Origin of the sequence: Pararhizobium sp. A13, from assembly GCF_040126305.1 — a bacterium.
Taxonomy (GTDB): domain Bacteria; phylum Pseudomonadota; class Alphaproteobacteria; order Rhizobiales; family Rhizobiaceae; genus Pararhizobium.
On record NZ_CP149511.1, the window covers coordinates 129,120 to 146,076 of the forward strand.

General features: G+C 58.1%; 15 protein-coding genes. 7 read left to right on the forward strand and 8 right to left on the reverse strand.

Features of this window, described 5'->3' with window-relative positions; all coding sequences use genetic code 11:
- The first annotated feature begins 973 nt into the window (after positions 1-973).
- The 5 genes from WI754_RS22125 (at position 974) to WI754_RS22145 (ending at position 6,247) form a co-directional block, all read left to right on the forward strand.
- The gene (locus WI754_RS22125) at positions 974-1,384 is read left to right on the forward strand and encodes a transposase (protein ID WP_341487461.1); all 411 of its coding nucleotides are present in this window, start codon (positions 974-976) and stop codon (positions 1,382-1,384) included.
- On the forward strand, positions 1,381-1,707 hold the full coding sequence (gene tnpB / locus WI754_RS22130) for an IS66 family insertion sequence element accessory protein TnpB (protein ID WP_341487462.1): 327 nt from the start codon (positions 1,381-1,383) through the stop codon (positions 1,705-1,707). Before WI754_RS22125 ends, tnpB begins: the two co-directional genes overlap by 4 nt.
- Before the next feature lie 357 nt (positions 1,708-2,064).
- Positions 2,065-4,152, forward strand: coding sequence for a recombinase family protein (locus tag WI754_RS22135; RefSeq protein WP_341486802.1), 2,088 nt, complete (start codon positions 2,065-2,067; stop codon positions 4,150-4,152).
- 108 nt (positions 4,153-4,260) lie between these two features.
- Positions 4,261-5,970 (forward strand): IS66 family transposase, encoded by a 1,710-nt coding sequence (locus WI754_RS22140; protein WP_341486803.1) that lies wholly within the window; start codon positions 4,261-4,263, stop codon positions 5,968-5,970.
- 22 nt (positions 5,971-5,992) lie between these two features.
- Complete coding sequence (locus tag WI754_RS22145) at positions 5,993-6,247, forward strand: hypothetical protein (protein ID WP_341486804.1); 255 nt, start codon at positions 5,993-5,995, stop codon at positions 6,245-6,247.
- A 248-nt stretch (positions 6,248-6,495) separates the two neighbouring features.
- On the opposite strand, the gene WI754_RS22150 is transcribed toward WI754_RS22145, so the two are convergent.
- From WI754_RS22150 to WI754_RS22170, 5 genes are all read right to left on the reverse strand, one after another.
- Positions 6,496-7,500 (reverse strand): LacI family DNA-binding transcriptional regulator, encoded by a 1,005-nt coding sequence (locus WI754_RS22150; protein WP_341487463.1) that lies wholly within the window; start codon positions 7,498-7,500, stop codon positions 6,496-6,498.
- A 79-nt stretch (positions 7,501-7,579) separates the two neighbouring features.
- Complete coding sequence (locus WI754_RS22155; RefSeq protein ID WP_341487464.1) at positions 7,580-8,680, reverse strand: ABC transporter ATP-binding protein; 1,101 nt, start codon at positions 8,678-8,680, stop codon at positions 7,580-7,582.
- Between the two features lie 34 nt (positions 8,681-8,714).
- Entirely contained in the window at positions 8,715-9,578 is an 864-nt protein-coding gene (locus WI754_RS22160; RefSeq protein ID WP_341487465.1) for a carbohydrate ABC transporter permease, read from the reverse strand.
- Positions 9,571-10,497: a sugar ABC transporter permease gene (locus WI754_RS22165; protein ID WP_341487466.1), complete on the reverse strand. Its 927-nt coding sequence runs from the start codon at positions 10,495-10,497 to the stop codon at positions 9,571-9,573. Before WI754_RS22165 ends, WI754_RS22160 begins: the two co-directional genes overlap by 8 nt.
- Positions 10,498-10,608: 111 nt before the next feature.
- Positions 10,609-11,907 (reverse strand): extracellular solute-binding protein, encoded by a 1,299-nt coding sequence (locus tag WI754_RS22170; protein WP_341487467.1) that lies wholly within the window; start codon positions 11,905-11,907, stop codon positions 10,609-10,611.
- 1,006 nt (positions 11,908-12,913) lie between these two features.
- On the opposite strand from WI754_RS22170, the gene WI754_RS22175 reads away from it, so the two are divergent.
- Entirely contained in the window at positions 12,914-13,606 is a 693-nt protein-coding gene (locus WI754_RS22175; protein ID WP_349438040.1) for an adenylate/guanylate cyclase domain-containing protein, read from the forward strand.
- Positions 13,607-13,705: 99 nt separating this feature from the next.
- Here WI754_RS22175 and WI754_RS22180 read toward each other — a convergent pair whose 3' ends face one another.
- From WI754_RS22180 to WI754_RS22190, 3 genes are all read right to left on the reverse strand, one after another.
- Positions 13,706-14,002 carry a hypothetical protein gene (locus WI754_RS22180; protein WP_341487469.1) on the reverse strand — a complete coding sequence of 99 codons (297 nt, stop codon included), beginning with the start codon at positions 14,000-14,002 and terminating at the stop codon, positions 13,706-13,708.
- Between the two features lie 337 nt (positions 14,003-14,339).
- A complete protein-coding gene (locus WI754_RS22185; RefSeq protein ID WP_341487470.1) occupies positions 14,340-15,344 on the reverse strand; it encodes an inorganic phosphate transporter in 1,005 nt (334 codons plus the stop codon).
- Positions 15,344-15,985, reverse strand: coding sequence for a DUF47 domain-containing protein (locus WI754_RS22190; RefSeq protein ID WP_341487471.1), 642 nt, complete (start codon positions 15,983-15,985; stop codon positions 15,344-15,346). Before WI754_RS22190 ends, WI754_RS22185 begins: the two co-directional genes overlap by 1 nt.
- 264 nt (positions 15,986-16,249) lie before the next feature.
- Here WI754_RS22190 and WI754_RS22195 point away from each other — a divergent pair, with 264 nt between their 5' ends.
- On the forward strand, positions 16,250-16,759 hold the full coding sequence (locus WI754_RS22195; RefSeq protein ID WP_341487472.1) for an NUDIX hydrolase: 510 nt from the start codon (positions 16,250-16,252) through the stop codon (positions 16,757-16,759).
- Positions 16,760-16,957: the final 198 nt, after the last annotated feature.

Here is a 16,957-nt window from a genome sequence, read left to right on the forward strand (position 1 = left end):
AAAGATGCCTCAGGCGAACGAGATTTTCAACACCTGCGCCACCTTGGGCGCCGGTTTACGACAGTCCTCAAGGCGGCCGACAGGGACGAAGCCTGGTCGCCACCTCGAAGGGGCGAGGCCCGACGACTTCGAGCGACGAGGCGCAATCTGGACAACCACGCAGTGAGCGCGCTTGTTCACGCTCTTTGGTCCCTTCGCCACCCGCTGTGAACCGAATACCGCTAAAGCAATGCCCCGACCGGTATGAAGCGCACGTCACGTGGTCTGGTGCGGCAGGCTTTCAAGCGACGAGCTGTTGGCTCTGAAGCGTGGAGACAGCAAAAACGTTCAAGCTAAGATCCTGATTATTTCTAGGGCCAGCCATTTAGGGACAAAGAGCCAGCGCTCCAGGGACATCCGGTGCCTGCGGTTGCCGGCATCAACTTAGTGCTTCACAATGCCCAACGACTTAGTTTTGTGCGAACTGCCGCAGATTTCCGCCGTTCGGATCTCTAGCCAAGGCCAAAGAACGAAAGAACGGCAATCACGACTACAACCAGTCCAACAAGATAGATGATGTTGTTCATAACAGTGCCCTTTCACGTTGGCCTGTCTGAACGCACAAGACAAAATAATGGTTCCCATGTCCGATCAATGGCCTATGTTCATCCTGCAGTCGATCGTCGTAATAGGCCTTGTTGGCGCCCTCTTTATTCGCGGTGCAGGAGACTAGCCTCCCTTGGCGGATTCGAGTCGGTCGTGACCGGAGGTGCTTCGGCAGTGCGGAACCGTTAAAGGGCGGGGGTCTGCTTACGGCGCTCCCTTCCTCTTGCTTTTCCCCTTTGCCTATTTGCAAGCGCCGATGCTGAAAGAAAGCGTAAGCGCAGGATGACTGCCCTGTTCCAGTGTTCGATACCACTGAATTACACGCTCTGGGTACGCATACGCGGAAGGCCGCCTTGAGAGATGTCCGGAAACGTAGCTGACTGTGGGTATGGACATCTATACTGACAGTCATCGTGATAACCGCCTTGAGATCGTCGACACTGGTCGGCGTCGCCGTTTCAGCAAAGAGGTAAAGCTACGGATCGTAGCGGAGAGCCTTTTGGAGCCGGGATTGTGCGCAACGACGGCGCGGCGACATGGGATTTCTCGATCGCAGCTCTATGAATGGCGCAAGCTGGCGCGTGCGGGCAAGCTGGGCGACATTGAAGCGATTGACGCAGTTGAGGGGTTTATCCCGGCCGTTATCACGACGGAGCCGTTAGCGAGCCAGGCAAGCTCATCATCAAACGAAGGTCGCATCGAGGTTGTTGCGTTAAACGGCAGGCGGGTGATCGTGGATAGCGCCGTTGATGTCGATGCGCTGCTTCGGATCATGCGCGGACTGGAAACGCTGCGATGATCTCGCTTCCCTCCGGTCAAAATGTGCGGGTGTGGATTGCGACCGGCTATACCGACATGCGCTGTGGGTTTCCATCCCTTGCGCTGCGGGTGCAGGAGGTCTTGAAACTGAGCCCGCTGGATGGAAATCTTTTCGTTTTTCGAGGGCGTAGCGGATCGCTCATAAAAGTGATCTGGAGCGATGGCCAGGGCAGTTGCCTGTTTACGAAGAAATTGGACCGAGGCCGGTTCCTCTGGCCTTCCGCCGAAGGTGGCGCGGTGGCGATCTCGCCTGCGCAACTGTCGTATTTGCTCGAAGGCATACAGAAATATCCCTGCTTGTGAGTCTGACGAATCATCACCGGACAAGATCGAGGTGCTGGATCCGAGCCATCCGTTATTTGGACGCTCCTTTAGTGTGATCCGTGAAGTGGGACGTAGAGGCGGCAACTTCGCGCCGTCGTATGAGGTTGAACATCGTGGTGGATCGACCTTGCTGATACCCGTGTCTGCGACACAGGGATATGTCGAAGCCACGAATCAGATTAAACTTAGCGTTGAGGCAGTTCGGGATCTTATCGCGGTGGCGGAAACTCTCGAAGGTCATGATGATCGAACCGAAGAACCTGTGGGCGACGTTATCACCCGCGTTGCGGCGTCAGATTCTCGACGACGTCGCCGCAGTTCTGGCGGAGGTGTGTCATGAAGTCCGAACTGGTCAAGCCCACCCATCTGGCACGCAGAGCGGTTGTTTACGTCCGTCAGTCGACACCGCATCAAGTCATAAGCAATCAAGAGAGCCTACGGCTACAGTACGCGCTCCGCGAGCGCGCTCGTGAACTTGGCTGGCATGAAGCCGATATTGACGTTATCGATGCCGATCTCGGCATCAGTGGGGCCTCTACGACCGGTAGGAACGGCTTTAAGGAACTCGTCGGGCGGGTTGGTCTGAGTGAGATCGGCTTGATCCTGTCGATCGACGTGACCCGACTTGCTCGCAACTGCTCGGATTGGTATCCGCTACTTGATATCTGCGGCCTGCGCGGCTGCCTCATTGCCGATCGCGATGGCGTCTATGATCCCGGCAGCGCCAATGGTCGTTTGCTTCTCGGTCTGAAGGGAACCATCTCCGAGCTTGAGTTGCATACAATCCGAAGCCGTTTGACGGCAGGTCTGCTTGCCAAGGCTGAGCGCGGCGAACTTGCCCTCATGCTGCCGGTTGGTTTGGTGCGCGATCCGAGCGGGGTGGTCGTAAAAGATCCTGATCTCGGTGTTCAGGAACGGCTGGAGCTTGTGTTCCGGACATTCCTGAAGGCCCGGACCGTCGCCAAGGTCATGCGCGTCCTAAATGATCGCGACCTTCCCCTGCCGCGCCGCGACCGGTTTGGCGAACTACGCTGGGCGCGAGCAACGGTCTCGGCGGTGGCCCGGATCTTGAAGAATCCCGCCTACGCCGGTGCTTTCGTCTATGGACGGACCCGCTTTCGTGCCGCCGGGCGTGAGGGCGGTTCAGAGGCGAAAATACCCAAGGATATTAAAGACTGGCGGATCATCGTGAAGGATCGCTACCCCCACTACATCGACTGGTCAACCTATGAGAAGATCCGCGATATTGTGCGAGACAACAGAGCCGAATACATGCGTGCCAAAACCAGGGGAGCACCCCGTGATGGCGAATTGCTGTTGCACGGCATCGCCTGGTGCGGGCGATGTGGCTACAAGATGTACGTCCGCTATAAAGGTGGCGGAGAGTATGCCTGCAACCACCTGCATTCTCACTCTGGCCTGCCGGACTGCCAGCGTGTCCGTGCGGCTCAGATCGATGCAGCTGTGGCGGACGCTTTCCTGGCCGCGTTGGCGCCTGGGGAGCTTGACGCGCTAGCGCGGGCTCGGCAGGCACAACAGCAGGTCAATAAGGCCTTGCGCGCTGGCGCTGAACATGAGCTTGAGCGCAAGCGCTACGCCGCGGCGCTGGCAGAACGCCAGTTCAATCGCGTTGACCCTGATAATCGTCTGGTCGCCTCCGAACTCGAGCGTCGATGGGAAGCTGCGTTGAGCGAACTTCGCGCTGCTGAAGATGCCGTTGCCCAACGTGCATCGGCTGAACCCGCCAAGCGCACTGGGTTTAGCAAAGACCTCAACAACAAGGTCGTTGCGTTATTCGATAGCCTTCCCCAAATCTGGGCCAACGATGCGACGACCGACGCTCATCGCAAGGCACTGTTGCGGTGCCTCATCGAAAAAGTTGTCCTTGACCGCGGTGAGCGCGACATTGCTTTGGCGAGGATCGTGTGGCGTGGCGGCGCCGTGACTGATCTCCGCGTCAAAATGAAAGTCAATTCCGTCGCCAAGCTCACACGCGGTGAAGAACTGCGCGCGCGTCTGCTGGAGCTCGCTCGGACGGGCATGCCTGACGATGAAATCGCTGAAATACTGACGCGCGACGGACACCATTCACCCAATTGCGAGGACAAGGTTTTGCCGATCACGGTGCAACGTCTCCGCCTTGCAGCGGGCATCAAGGCAAAGGCGCAGCGCAACAGATGGACGCATGAACCTACTTTGCTCAGCGCCGTACAACTGGCCGCCAGGCTCGATATTCCCGTCAATTGGATTTACGTCCAAATCAGGCGGAAGCGCCTGCTCATCGACCAGCAGTCAACCGGTGCATATTTGTTCCAAAATTCCCCAGCGGTCGTCAACGCGGTTCGCGACCTTCGCAACCACACCATTCATCACCTCGATCTGAGAATCAATCAGCCTCACCAGGAGGGGCATCAACATGCGTAGTCGCTGTCGGGGATCGACTGGCGCAATCCGCAGGAAACATGGCGTCCGACGAAGGTTGGATAGCATTATTGCATTGAAAATATTGGGTGAATCTGATCGAATGGCTTCATGACTTCGAAGCCTGTCGATCTTCCCGGGGACCTTGCGAGCGCCTATCTGGCGCTGCTTTCCGAGCGTGAGATGTTGCAGGCTGAACGCGATGTCGTTGTTGCCGAACGCGATCTCATCGTCGCCGAGAGGGACATGGCTGTGGCGCAAGCTGCCAATGCGCAGGCCATGTTGTCCGACAGCGAGGCCCTGATCGCCAGTCTGGAACTGGCGATCGAAAAGCTGAAGCGCGAACTCCGCGGCCAGAGATCCGAGCGCACGGCGCGCCTGATCGACCAGATGGAATTGCAGCTCGAAGAGCTGGTGATGGCGGCGACGGAGGATGAGGTTGCGGCGCAGGCGGCTGCCGCCAAGGCCTCGAGCGTGCGTTCGTTCACGCGCAAACGGCCGGTCCGGAAGCCCTGGCCGGAGGATATCGAGCGCGAGCGTGTGGTCATCGATTCTCCAGCCACCTGTGCATGTTGCGGCGGGTCGCGCCTGTCGAAACTGGGGGAAGACGTTACCGAGACGCTGGAGGAGATTTCGCGCCGGTTCAAAGTGATCGAGACGGTGCGGGAGAAATTTACCTGCCGTGACTGCGAGGCGATTACCCAGCCGCCGGCGCCGTTCCATGCCACGCCGCGCGGCTTCATCGGCCCTCATCTGCTGGCGACGATCCTGTTCGACAAGTTCGGAATGCATAGCCCGCTCAACCGCCAGAGCACCCGGTTCAAATGCGAAGGCATCGAGCTTTCGACCTCGACGCTGGCCGATCAGGTCGGGTTTGGTACAGCCGCGCTCATGCCGGTCTTCGATCTGATCGAGAAGCATGTCTTTGCGGCCGAGCGCCTTCACGGCGATGACACCACCATTCCCATTCAGGCCAAAGACAAATGCACGACCGGGCGCATATGGACTTACGTATGCGATGACCGCCCCTATGCAGGTGTGACAGCGCCGGCGGCGATCTACTATGCTTCAAGCGACCGCCGCGGTGAGCACCCGCAGAAACACCTAGCCGGGTATGGCGGCATTCTGCAGAGCGATTGCTACAATGGCTTCGAGCCGCTCAGTGTCGCCGAGAAGAAAGCGGTGCCGATCACCTTTGCCTTTTGCCATGCGCATGCGCGGCGTAAATTCTTTGAACTGGCCGATATCCAGAAAAGTGCGCGTGACCGCAAACGGAGAGGCAAGCCGATCTCGCCGATCGCATTGGAGGCCGTCCAACGGTACGATGCGCTGTTCGAGATCGAGCGCCAGATCAATGGATTGAGCGCCGAAGAACGACTGGCCGCGCGGCAGGAAAAGAGCAAGCCGCTGTTCGATGACATGCACGAGTGGCTGAAACGGGAGCGTGCTACGCTCAGCAGATCGTCCGAGGTGATCGAGCCGATCGACTATATGCTGAAGCGCTGGGATGGTTTTGCCCGTTTCCTTGACGATGGCCGGATTTGCCTCACGAACAATGCCGCCGAGCGGGCGCTGAGAGGTATTGCCCTCGGTCGCCGCAACTGGACCTTCGCCGGTTCCCAGCGTGGGGCAGATCGTGCCGCCATCATGCTCACCTTCATCACGACCTGTCGCCTCAACGACGTCGACCCAAAGGCATGGCTTGCCGATGTGTTCGCCCGCATCGCTGATCTTCCCGCCTCCCGCCTGCACAAACTACTTCCCTGGGAATGGAAAAGACTGCGGCAGGCCGAGAACCCGGCCTCTCAGCAGGCTGCCTGACAACAAAGAAAGGGATCGACGAATGGGATATCGCAGCTCAACACTGTACACGCTGAAATACGTGGCCGAGATGCTCGGTGAAGACGAGGACTTCCTGCACGAGTGCTCCATCGAAATGTTCTCGGAAGACGGCTGCCTCAGTGCCTACGACAACTTTCCGGCCTCCGAACTGAGCGAGCACATTGTCCTCTTCTCCGAAGATGGCATCGACAACCTCAAATATATTATCGAGGCTCGCAGGGACGCTGACGACGCATCACAAAAAACGGTCCCTTGAACCCGCGTGCCAGGCTACCTCAGGCCCACTTCACGCGTGAGACTTTATCCCGCGTCCTTCCTCGGATGCATACCGCTCTGGTCGCCAATACGGGTTGGCTGTCGCTGTCGTCGAACAACGGAAATGGCACGATTGAGACAGATTGGCGAAAAATCGCTTAACCCAAACTGAAATTGCTGTCGCGCTTTTTGGTTCAAGAGGCGGTAGCGCCAGAACCTGACCTTCGCTCTGGGCGTGAGAGCAGGGTGTCAGCGAGTTACCGACCCGCATGAGTTGCGAACAATAAGACTTGTTTTCACCCTTACTGTCTTTGGCGCCTTGCCGGGCTCCTTTATCCGGTCAAGCAGGAGCTTGGCCGATCGGCGGCCGAGTTCTATACACGGTTGCGCAATGACGGTCAGTCGGGGTTCAAAGCAATCGGCCCATTCGAAATCGTCGAACCCCACAAGTGCGATATCGTCCGGAACACGTTTGCCAAGCGATTTCAGTCCTCGCATGACACCGATCGTCGCCATGTTGTTGCCGGCAACAAGTGCGGTTGGACATTCTGTTGCTTCGACCATTTCTACCGTCGCCCGCGCTGCGCTTTCCACATTGTTCGAACCCGTTGCGACGGGGCAATTGCGTATGTCCAGGCCTGCGCGTCGAATTGCGTTGCCGAATCCCTCGACGCGTTCCGAAGTGGTCGCAAAACCCGTGTGACCTGGGATCATACCGATCCTCGTATGACCGAGCGCGACAAGATGCTCGACAAGGACCTCCATTGATTTTGCGTTCTGGACACCGACCTGATCGAATTTTGTGGAAGCCAACCTGTCAACGAGAACAGTAGGGATGCTGTGATCTTCGAGATAGCGAAGCGCACCGAGCCCATCTGTGGAACAGGGCGCCAGGATGATACCGTCCACGCGCAACTGATGCAGGGCCTGGACAACCTCGAGTTCCTTTTCCGGCGTATCGTGCGTGTCGGCCAGAAAAACGGTCATGCCGCAAGCAGCACATTCGCTTTCGACAGCACGGATGATATCGGCAAAATAAGGATTCGATATTGCTGATATGGCAATGCCGACGCTGTTGCTCGATGAGCGGGCAAGCGCGCGGGCAAACGTGTTTGGCGTATATCCGGTACTCGCAACCGCGTCGCGCACAGCCCGCTCCGTTTCCGGGCTTACAAATCGCGTCCCGTTGATAACGTGGGACACAGTGGATTGCGAAACTCCGGCAATCCTTGCAACATCAGCGATCGTGGCCATTTACAATGCTTCTCAGTCAAATTGTGTTTCCAAACACTCCGTCTATCGTGTCGACTCGGCTTCGACCAGACAAGGGCTGTCATCTATTCATAGCAATATTGTTGCCAGAGTCGGGGTCGAAGAAATGGGCGTGGTCCATATCGAACACGAAGATGCGATCCTCGCCCTGCGCTACGGTTTCCTCAGCCCCCACCCTGGCAATGACCCGGCAGGTGCCGCGCGCGATGTCGAGCAGCGTCTCCGAGCCCAGAAACTGGCATACCTCAATTCTGAAGCTCGTCGCTGCGAGACTTGCCTCGCCATCGGTTGCCAGCTTGACATGCTCAGGCCGCAGCCCGAGAGCGACTGCGCGCAGGCCGGATTTCGCCAGCTCTGTCTGCCGGTGTTGCGGAACCGAAATGCGGATGCCATTCTTCGCATCCACCAGCTCGGCGGGCGAAGCAACATCGAGATCGATGAAGTTCATCGACGGCGATCCGATGAAGCTAGCAACGAAGCGGTTGGCCGGGCGGCGATACACCTCCATCGGTGGCGCCGCCTGCTGGATCGTGCCGCCGTTCATCACTACGATGCGTGAACCCATCGTCATGGCTTCCGACTGATCGTGCGTGACGTAGACGGTGGTGGTTCCCAGTTCCTGATGCATCTTGCTGAGAAAGCTTCGGGCTTCGACACGCAGTTTTGCGTCCAGATTGGACAGGGGTTCATCCATCAGGAAAACGCCGGGCCGGCGCACCAGCGCACGACCAAGCGCCACGCGCTGGCGCTGTCCACCGGAAAGCTCCCGCGGCAGCCGGTCAAGATAGTCCTCCATCTTCAGTCTTTTCGACACGTCGGCTACCAGTTGATCGGCCTCCGCCGTCGGCACGTGGCGGGTTTTCAGGCCAAAGCTGATATTGTCGCGGACATTCATATGCGGAAACAGCGCATAGGACTGGAAGACCATCGAGATGTTGCGGTCCTTGGGCGGCAGATGCGTGACATCGACGCCGCCGATCATCAATCGTCCGCCGGAAATGGATTCCAGACCGGCGATCATCTGCAGCGTGGTGGATTTGCCGCAACCGGAGGGGCCGACGAGTACGGTGAATTCGCCATCGGGAATGGTCAGGTCCAGGCGCGGAATGACGGTATGGGCGCCATATCTTTTTTCGATGTGGGTGAGAGAAACGTCAGCCATGTGAATGCAATTCCTTGTGCCAGAATATCGATGCTCAACCCTTGACGGCGCCCGCGAAATTGCCCGAGGCAATCTTGCGGTAGGTCAGGATGAACAGAACGATGATGGGAAGCTGGGAGATGACGAGGCCGGCGGCCGGCAGGTTGAACACGGCCATGTAGCGATCGCTGTTCAGCTTCAGCATGCCGACCGTGACCGGAAAATTCTGCTCAGAATTCAAAAGCACCAGGCCGAAGACGAATTCCTTCCAGATCGCGATGAAATTCAGCGTGAAGCCCACGACGATGCCCGGCAGGGACAGCGGCAGAATGATCTTGTAGAACAGCTGGAAATCGGTCGCCCCTTCGATATAGGCTGCCTTCTCAATTTCCCGGGGGATGCTGGTCATGAAACCGCGCAGGATGAGAATCTGGGCCGGCATGCCATAGGCGGCGTGAACGATGATCAGCCCAATCTTGGTGTCGAGCAGGTGCAGCGTGCGCAGCGTATCGTAGAGCGGGATAAGCACCGTCTGCTGCGGCAGCATGAGCCCGGTCAGGATCAGACCGAAGATGAACGTCTTGCCTGGAACCTCCATGCGCGACAGGGCAAAGGCCGGAACCAGCGCCAGGATAACCGCCAGCGCCGAACCGGCGGTCGCGTAGAGGAAGCTGTTGGTGAGCAAGCCGCTGAAACCCAGCGAATTCCAGACATCGATATAGGGCTGGAAGGTTGGGTGCAACGGGATGGAAAAGGGGCCGGCGAGAAAGTCCTGGTTCGACTTGATCGAGGTGATCAATACCAGAAGGATCGGACCGGACCAGATGGCAAGCAGGACGGCAAGCAGGCTGTAGCCGAGGAACCGCGCCATAAATTGGAATAGATCGCGCCGATGCGCCACAATGAGCGTGTCAGACATCGAAGGCTCCCTTCATCAGTTTTTTCAGGATGATCAGAGCCATCAATGCCGAGACGACGAGGATCGCCACGGATATCGCCGCGCCATAGCCGAAGCGCGTGTTCCAGAAACTTTCGAGATAGACGATGTAGCCGAGAACATTGGTATGGCCGAAGGGTGCCCCCTTGGTCATGACGGCGACCAGATCGAAGGCCCGCAGCGACTCAAACAACGTCAGCATGACGACGACGGCGGTGACGGGCCTGAGCTGCGGGACGGCTACCCTGGTCAACATCCGCCAATGTCCGGCCCCTTCGACGCGGGCGGCGTCGAATGTCTCCTTCGGCACGTCGCCGAGACCCGCATAGTAGAAGATCATCGGCATGCCGGTGAAAGCCCAGCCGGAAACGATCGCCAGCGTATAGATCGCGACCTTGTAGTTTCCGAACCACTCCGTCACCAGGAAGCCGAGGCCGACGGAACGCAGGACCGTATCGAAAGCGCCGAACAGCGGGTTGAGGATCAGCAGGAACATCAGACCGACCGAGATCAGCGACATCGTCACCGGAAAGAAGATGATGGTTCGTACCAGGGCCGGGGCTGGCAGGATCCTGTTGCGCAGCGCATAGGCAATCAGCAGGCCGGCGAGGACGGGAAATGCGAGGGTGACAGCCAGCCATTTGAAATTGTTGAGAAGCGCGATGTGGAAATGGCTGTCACCGATCATGTACCGATAGTTTTCCAGTCCGACGAAGGTCTTTTCGGGCGTCATGCCGTTCCATTCAAACAGGCTGAGATAGATGGTGAACAAGATCGGATAGCCGACGAAGACGGCGAAGACCGCGAGCGGCATCAGGATGCCAAAAATCGTCACGAAGGTATGTTCGCGGGCAAAGGCAAGAAATCCCGGGCTTTCGCCGGATCTGTGTGATGTGGTCATGAATGGGTATCCGTTTCTTCAGCATTGGAAGACCGTGGGCACGTATGCCCACGGTCGCGGCCGGTCTCGGCTGGAAGGCGCCGTCGCGGCCTGAGACGTGATCGCCGTTCCTTAAATCTTGCCGCGCGTGCGGATCGCTTCGTCCTCGGTCTGCTGCATGGCATCTTCCGGCGTGATCGCACCGGCCAGCACGCCCTGCAGGCCGTCGAGGAACCGGTCGGAGATCGAGGGCGGCGTGGCGTGGTCCACATGCATGAAGGTGAACTGACCGGCGCTTGCCATTTCCTTGCCGAGGCGTTGTTCCATCTCCGAAAGGCTCGAAAGATCGCCCTGCGTCGATGAGGGGAAGGGCTTGTCGATCGCCAGTTTTTCGGTCATCGCCGGCTTCGAGATCATCCAGTCGACGAATTCGGCCGCCTCGTCCTTATGCGGGCTCTTGGCATGGATCATGATGGTGTCTTCGGCAAAGACCGACATCACGGGCTTCTTGCCGTCGATGGAGGGCATCGGGAAGTAGTCCATCGGCACGACGCAGCATTTGGCCTGATCGCCGCGGAATCGTCCGAGGTTGAACGAACCCTGATACCAGTGCAGCGCCTTGCCCTGCGACCACGGCACCATGGCCGGACCGACGTCGATCGAGTTGAAGGACGGTTCGAACATGCCGTTCGTGGCCATGTCCGCCATGATCTTCGTGGTTTCGACGGCGCTCGGATCGGTCCACGGGATCGTGTTGTTCACCAGGCCCTGATAGGTATCGAGGCCGAACTTGTTGACCAGGATGGCCGACCACATGAACTGCGATGGCCACTTTTTCTGGTTTGCCAGCAGGAACGGCCAGAGGCCGGCTTTCTTGCCCGCTTCCGCATTGGCCATCAGTTCGTCCCACGTGGTCGGAACCTTCAGGCCGAGTTTCTCGTATAGGTCCTTGCGATACCAGACGACGGATGCGCCGATTTCGGTGGGGACAAAGTATTTCTTGTCGCCGAAGGTTGCCAATGACACGGATGCCGGAACCAGGAATTTATCCCAGCCGTATTTCGTATAATAGGAGGTCAGGTCGGCGGCGAAACCGTTCTTGATGACTTCCTGCGCGCGGCCGCCTTCCCAGGAATAAAACACGTCCGGCGGATTGCTCGAGGCAAGTTCGATCGTCTGCTTGGTCTTGTAGGTCTCGCCGTCGACGCTCGCTCCGGTCACATGGATGCGGTCGCCGTTCTTCTTGTTCCATTCGTCGATGAGCCAGTTGGCGTAGATTTCCGACGAAGGCCACGGTGCGCGGTAGAAGTATCGCAATTCGACGGGGTCGGCGGCAAAAGCGGGGGCTGCGAGACCCGTCACGCTCGACACCAGGGCAGCCGCCAGCGCACAGCGCGCAATCGCGCGCCGCGAAAACAAAGTCATTTTCATTTTATTCTCCTCCAAGGCCCGGTATCACAACAGCTTGCGCGCGGGCATCTCCTCAGTTCACCGCGTCTCCATCGCGGCGTATCAGCCGTGCCGTTCACAAGCGGAATCCGCCGTGATTTTCAACGGTCCAGGTGGGTGAGCATAAGCTGATATTTAGGAGGCTAATACGAAAAAAGCGCTTGCGCAAGCGCTTTCGTGAGAAATGTGCAAGCCCCCGAGCTCGTCAGTCTCGGGGGGAGCCACTGATAATGCCCTCCCGGCATGCCGGCAGCGTCAGTTGTATTTTCAACGCCCCGCGGATCGCTGGCGTCGGCCCGGATATGAACTCAGATCCAATCGCGGTGGTTTCGCACTGTAAACTTATCGGCCTCGGCTCAAGGTATGACGCGAAGTCCGTGATCAGGCGACCTGAAGATGGGCGATCTCGCTCCGCATCTGCATCGCGAGCCCCTCGCGAAGCCATCCGGCGATGGGGCCGAAAATTCGGTCCCCTCTATGCTCCGCAAATGCGCCGCAAGAAGTCTTCGCTGGCCTAAATTGCCGCGCCTCCAGCTGCTTGGCGGGCGCGATGGCTTGACCGTTCCGCGTTGAAAGCGAGAGGCGTAGCGGAGTTCGCAGGGGGGCTGGGCAGCTTGGGTGTTTTAGCAGTCGCCACCGGCGGCGGCGCGACTATTTTTGCGTAAGTGGTCGCTGTTTGGACTCCGGTCAACGCGCGTCCAACAAAAGTGCCTGTCGACAAATTCTGGATCCAAAATGGACGCCCTTGAAATCCGAAACGGACGAATACAAATTCCGAATTGGACGTAAAAAGAGTCCCGATTGGACGACCTTGAACGCGCAGGGATCGGCAAAATGCACCGGTACCGGACGTTCGCGGCGCTGATATTGGCTGCGGCTTTCGAAAGATTCATTCCCAGATGTGCTAGAATCGCGGAGCGTCACAAAAAAGGGCGGTGGCAAGATGTCGTTTTCTCAATCGAGGATTTGCAAGGGCTGCTGGGAGCAAATGCGTTTGCCAGTGCCTCTGCGCGGACCGGCTTCCATTCCCTTCCGTGCCTTTGGCATCCGCCCGAGCCGGATGAATCCGAACACCTGCACGATTTGCGAGCTCATGTTCACACGCGTAATGAAAGCTCGCAAGATCACTGTTGATGTATCTGTACTTTTTGCAGATCTGAGAGGCTATACGGCGCTTTCGCAGTCGCTCTCGGCAGACAGTGTCTCGTCGCTGCTGGATGATTTCTACGATGAATGTGCCACAGCTATTTGGGAATTCGATGGCCTTCTTAACAAGACGGTCGGGGACGCGATCATGGCAATATTCAACTTTCCAATCCGCCACGCCGACCACGCCGAACGCGCTGTCCTCGCTGCGCGGGAGATCCAGCGCCGCTGCCAATTGCGTCGCGAACTTCACGTGGCTGAAGGTGCCGGGCTGGACGGAAGTGAACTGGGCGTTGGTATAGGCATCGACTCCGGCGAGGCCAGCTTCGGAGAGTTCGGCCGATCGCATCGCGATCTGACTGCGATTGGAACGATTGTGAATACTGCCGCTCGCGCCCAGTCAGTCGCGGAAGCAGGCCGGATTCTTGTCACCAGGGCCGTTTGCGAGCGGGCGAAGAGCCAAATGGCCGAAAGCGAAGGCCGTCAATACCGCCTGAAAGGCTTTGATGAGCTGATTGAACTTTACGCAATCTGAGCATCGATCCAGCACGCGGCGACGGTGCCGCAAGCTCAGCGATCTGAATTTGCTCGGCGAACTGTCGATTATCAGGCATTCACGTATGTCAGGCAAAGACTAGGTAAATACCGCAACAAGAACGGACAGCCAGATCAAGGCGACTCCCAGCGCCAATGCTCGCCTGGCGCCTACGACCTTCTCCGCGCCCTCTTCTGGGACAGGTGTCGTTACAATCCAAGGCACGGAGCCAAGCGCTGCAAATCCGACGAGGGCCAAAATCACCACGACAAAATCGGAGCTGCGCCAGCCCACGGGCTCATACACCCCCCAGTAGCCGAGGAAAGCCATTCCCACCGCGAACATCGTGGCGGAGGCAGAGCAAAGCCCCGTGACAGAACCTGTCGGCGCGCGCATCTCGCATCCCTCCGTGCTGGTCAACCCATGAAGCAATTTCTACAACGGTGCAAACCGCCTTCGCACATATGTGTCAGGAATTGGGGGCCACGTGAAGCGATGATCAGTGAACGGTTCAGGGCTTCTCCCAACGCACACGGAAATATCGACCCGCGGCAGGCGTTTTCGTTTGAGCTCAGGCTGATTGCGTCAAAGGGCAAGGGCAAGCTGCGGCTCGCATTCGTCCTCGACCGTATCGAGAGACCCCACTCCGCATGCGATGACGCTCGGCGAAGCGGTTCGGTTCGCGCGCAGTCATGTGCTCCGTTGTCACGGACTGAGCCGGTCATCGATCGCGTTAGCCGAGAAAGCCGACGACATAGTAAAAGGTTGCGGCGATAATGGCGGCGGCCGGAAGAGTGACGATCCAGGCGATGACGATGTTGCCAGCGAGGCCCCAGCGAACAGCCGAGACACGCCGTGCCGCGCCAACACCGATGATTGCGCCGGTGATCGTGTGCGTGGTCGAAACCGGAACGCCGAGCCAAGTCGCGGCAAACAGCGTGATCGCACCACCCGTTTCCGCGCAGAATCCCTGCATTGGGTTGAGCCGCGTGATCTTCGAGCCCATCGTGTGGACGATTCTCCAGCCGCCGAAGAGCGTGCCGAGGGCGATCGCCGCCTGGCAGGAGATGACGACCCAGAACGGAACGTGGAATTCGCTCCCAAGGTAGCCTTGCGAAAAGAGCAGGACGGCGATGATGCCCATGGTCTTCTGTGCGTCATTGCCGCCGTGGCCGAGCGAATAGAGCGAGGCCGAGGCGAATTGCAGGACGCGGAAGGTGCGATCGACGGCGAAGGGCGTCTGGCGCACGAACAGCCAGGAGACGGCAAGGATCAGCGTCAGGGCGAGCAGGAAGCCGATGGCCGGCGACATAAAGATGGCGCCGACGGTTTTCAGGAGGCCGGTCCAGACGATCGAGGAAAATCCGGTTTTGGCGAGACCGGCTCCGACGAGGCCACCGATGAGCGCGTGCGACGAACTGGACGGAATTCCGAACACCCAGGTAACGATGTTCCAGATGATCGCACCCATCAGGGCAGCGAAAATCACGAGCGGGCTGACGATAGCTGGATCGATGATGCCCTTGCCCAGCGTCTCGGCCACATGCAATCCGAAGAAGAGAAAAGCAATGAAATTGAAGAAGGCGGCCCAGAAAACCGCGTATTGCGGTCGCAAGACCCGGGTCGAAACAATGGTAGCGATCGAGTTGGCTGCGTCGTGCAGGCCGTTTAGGAAATCGAAGAACAGCGCGATCGCAATCAGCGCGACGAGCAGCGGAAAGGCGAGAGTGGCGTCCATCAGACGTTCTCGATCACGATGCCGCTGATCTCGTTTGCAACGTCCTCGAAGCGATCGAGTACCTTTTCGAGTTCTCCGTAGAGCTCGCTACCGATGATATAAGCCATGGCATTGTTCGTGCCGTGCCGGTGAAACAGATCTTTCAGCCCCTGCTCGTGCAGGTCGTCGGATCGGCCTTCCACACGAGTTACTTCTTCCGCGATCATGCTTAGGCGAGGCGCATTGATACCAATGCGACTAAGAAGGGGTATGGCCTCGGCGATGAGGTGCGCGGCCTCGAGGATAGCGGCTCCCATAGCCTTCATGCCAGGATCGAAACTCGTTTGTTCGAACAGCCGGATTGTCTTTACAGTCTTGTGCATCATATCGATCGCATCATCCATGGACTGGATAAGGTCCTTGATATCTCCGCGATCGAACGGGGTGATAAAGCTACGGCGCACGGCCAGCAGGACATCGCGTGTGATGTCGTCTGCCTCATTCTCCAGCGTGACGATACGCTCGCAGTTTTCATCGATATTGTTGCCGGAAAGCAGTTGGTTCAGCGATTCCGCTGCACTTACAACCGTTCGAGCATGCGCGTCGAACAGGTCAAAGAATCGGTCTTCCCGGGGAAGCAATCTTCTGAAAAGGCCTAACATTCCGAACTCCGTTCAACGTTGCCGCATCTGTCACAAATCTGTCACAAATGTCCAGCGCCGGCATGAGATATTCAACTGTTTCGGGCGTTAGGAAGCCGACCCCTCTTGACGAAACTGTCTTGCAGGGGCTTTCCAAGCGAACAGACGATGCTTCGCATTCTGAGGCGAACCAACCAGTGATGATTGCCCCTTCGGCAAACGCTCCATGTTGGTAACAGCGTCCATACTGTTGACGGACCCGGCGTAAGAGAGATGTAGTTCGTGATGAGCCGCACACAAAGCAAAGCGTCGGGAAAAGAAGGCTTGCTGCGCAGGCTTGCTCGACATTCTGAAATGCTGTTCAAGGATCCATTCCGTGAACAATATGCCGCGCTTTGCTATCGGCGAGATCCTGATTCCGGGAACATTGCAGTCCTTCTTGTAACGTCGCGGGAAAGCGCTCGCTGGATTATCCCGAAGGGATGGCCGATACAGGGAAAGAAGCCCCATCAGGTCGCCGCAATCGAAGCATTGGAAGAGGCGGGCGTCCGCGGCAAGCTCGGGAAAAAACCGTTCGGCTACTTCACGTACCTGAAAGTCCTCGACAACGGCCAGAGCGCTCCCTGTATCGTTCAGGTCTATCTTTTAGAGGTCGACAGCATGGACGCGGCGTTCCGCGAAAAAGGACAGAGAGTTCTCGAATGGGTCACGTGTGCCGAGGCTGCACGGCGTGTGCGGGAGCCGGAGCTCCGCGGACTATTCTTCAAGCTGCAGCAAACGAACAACACAAGATGAGCCTACGCGATCGCATGAAATGCGACGCCAGGAAAGGATATGGCGGGAACTGGTCCAGTTTTGGCGCTCCCGCAACACCTGTCGACGGCCTGAGTGTCTGCTATTTACGGGTCTTTTGGTTCGAAACCGCCTGTAAGCAGAACGTATGGGCCCATGCAAGGGGGTGCGGCATCGCACGGCAGTCGAGCCCCTCGTTCT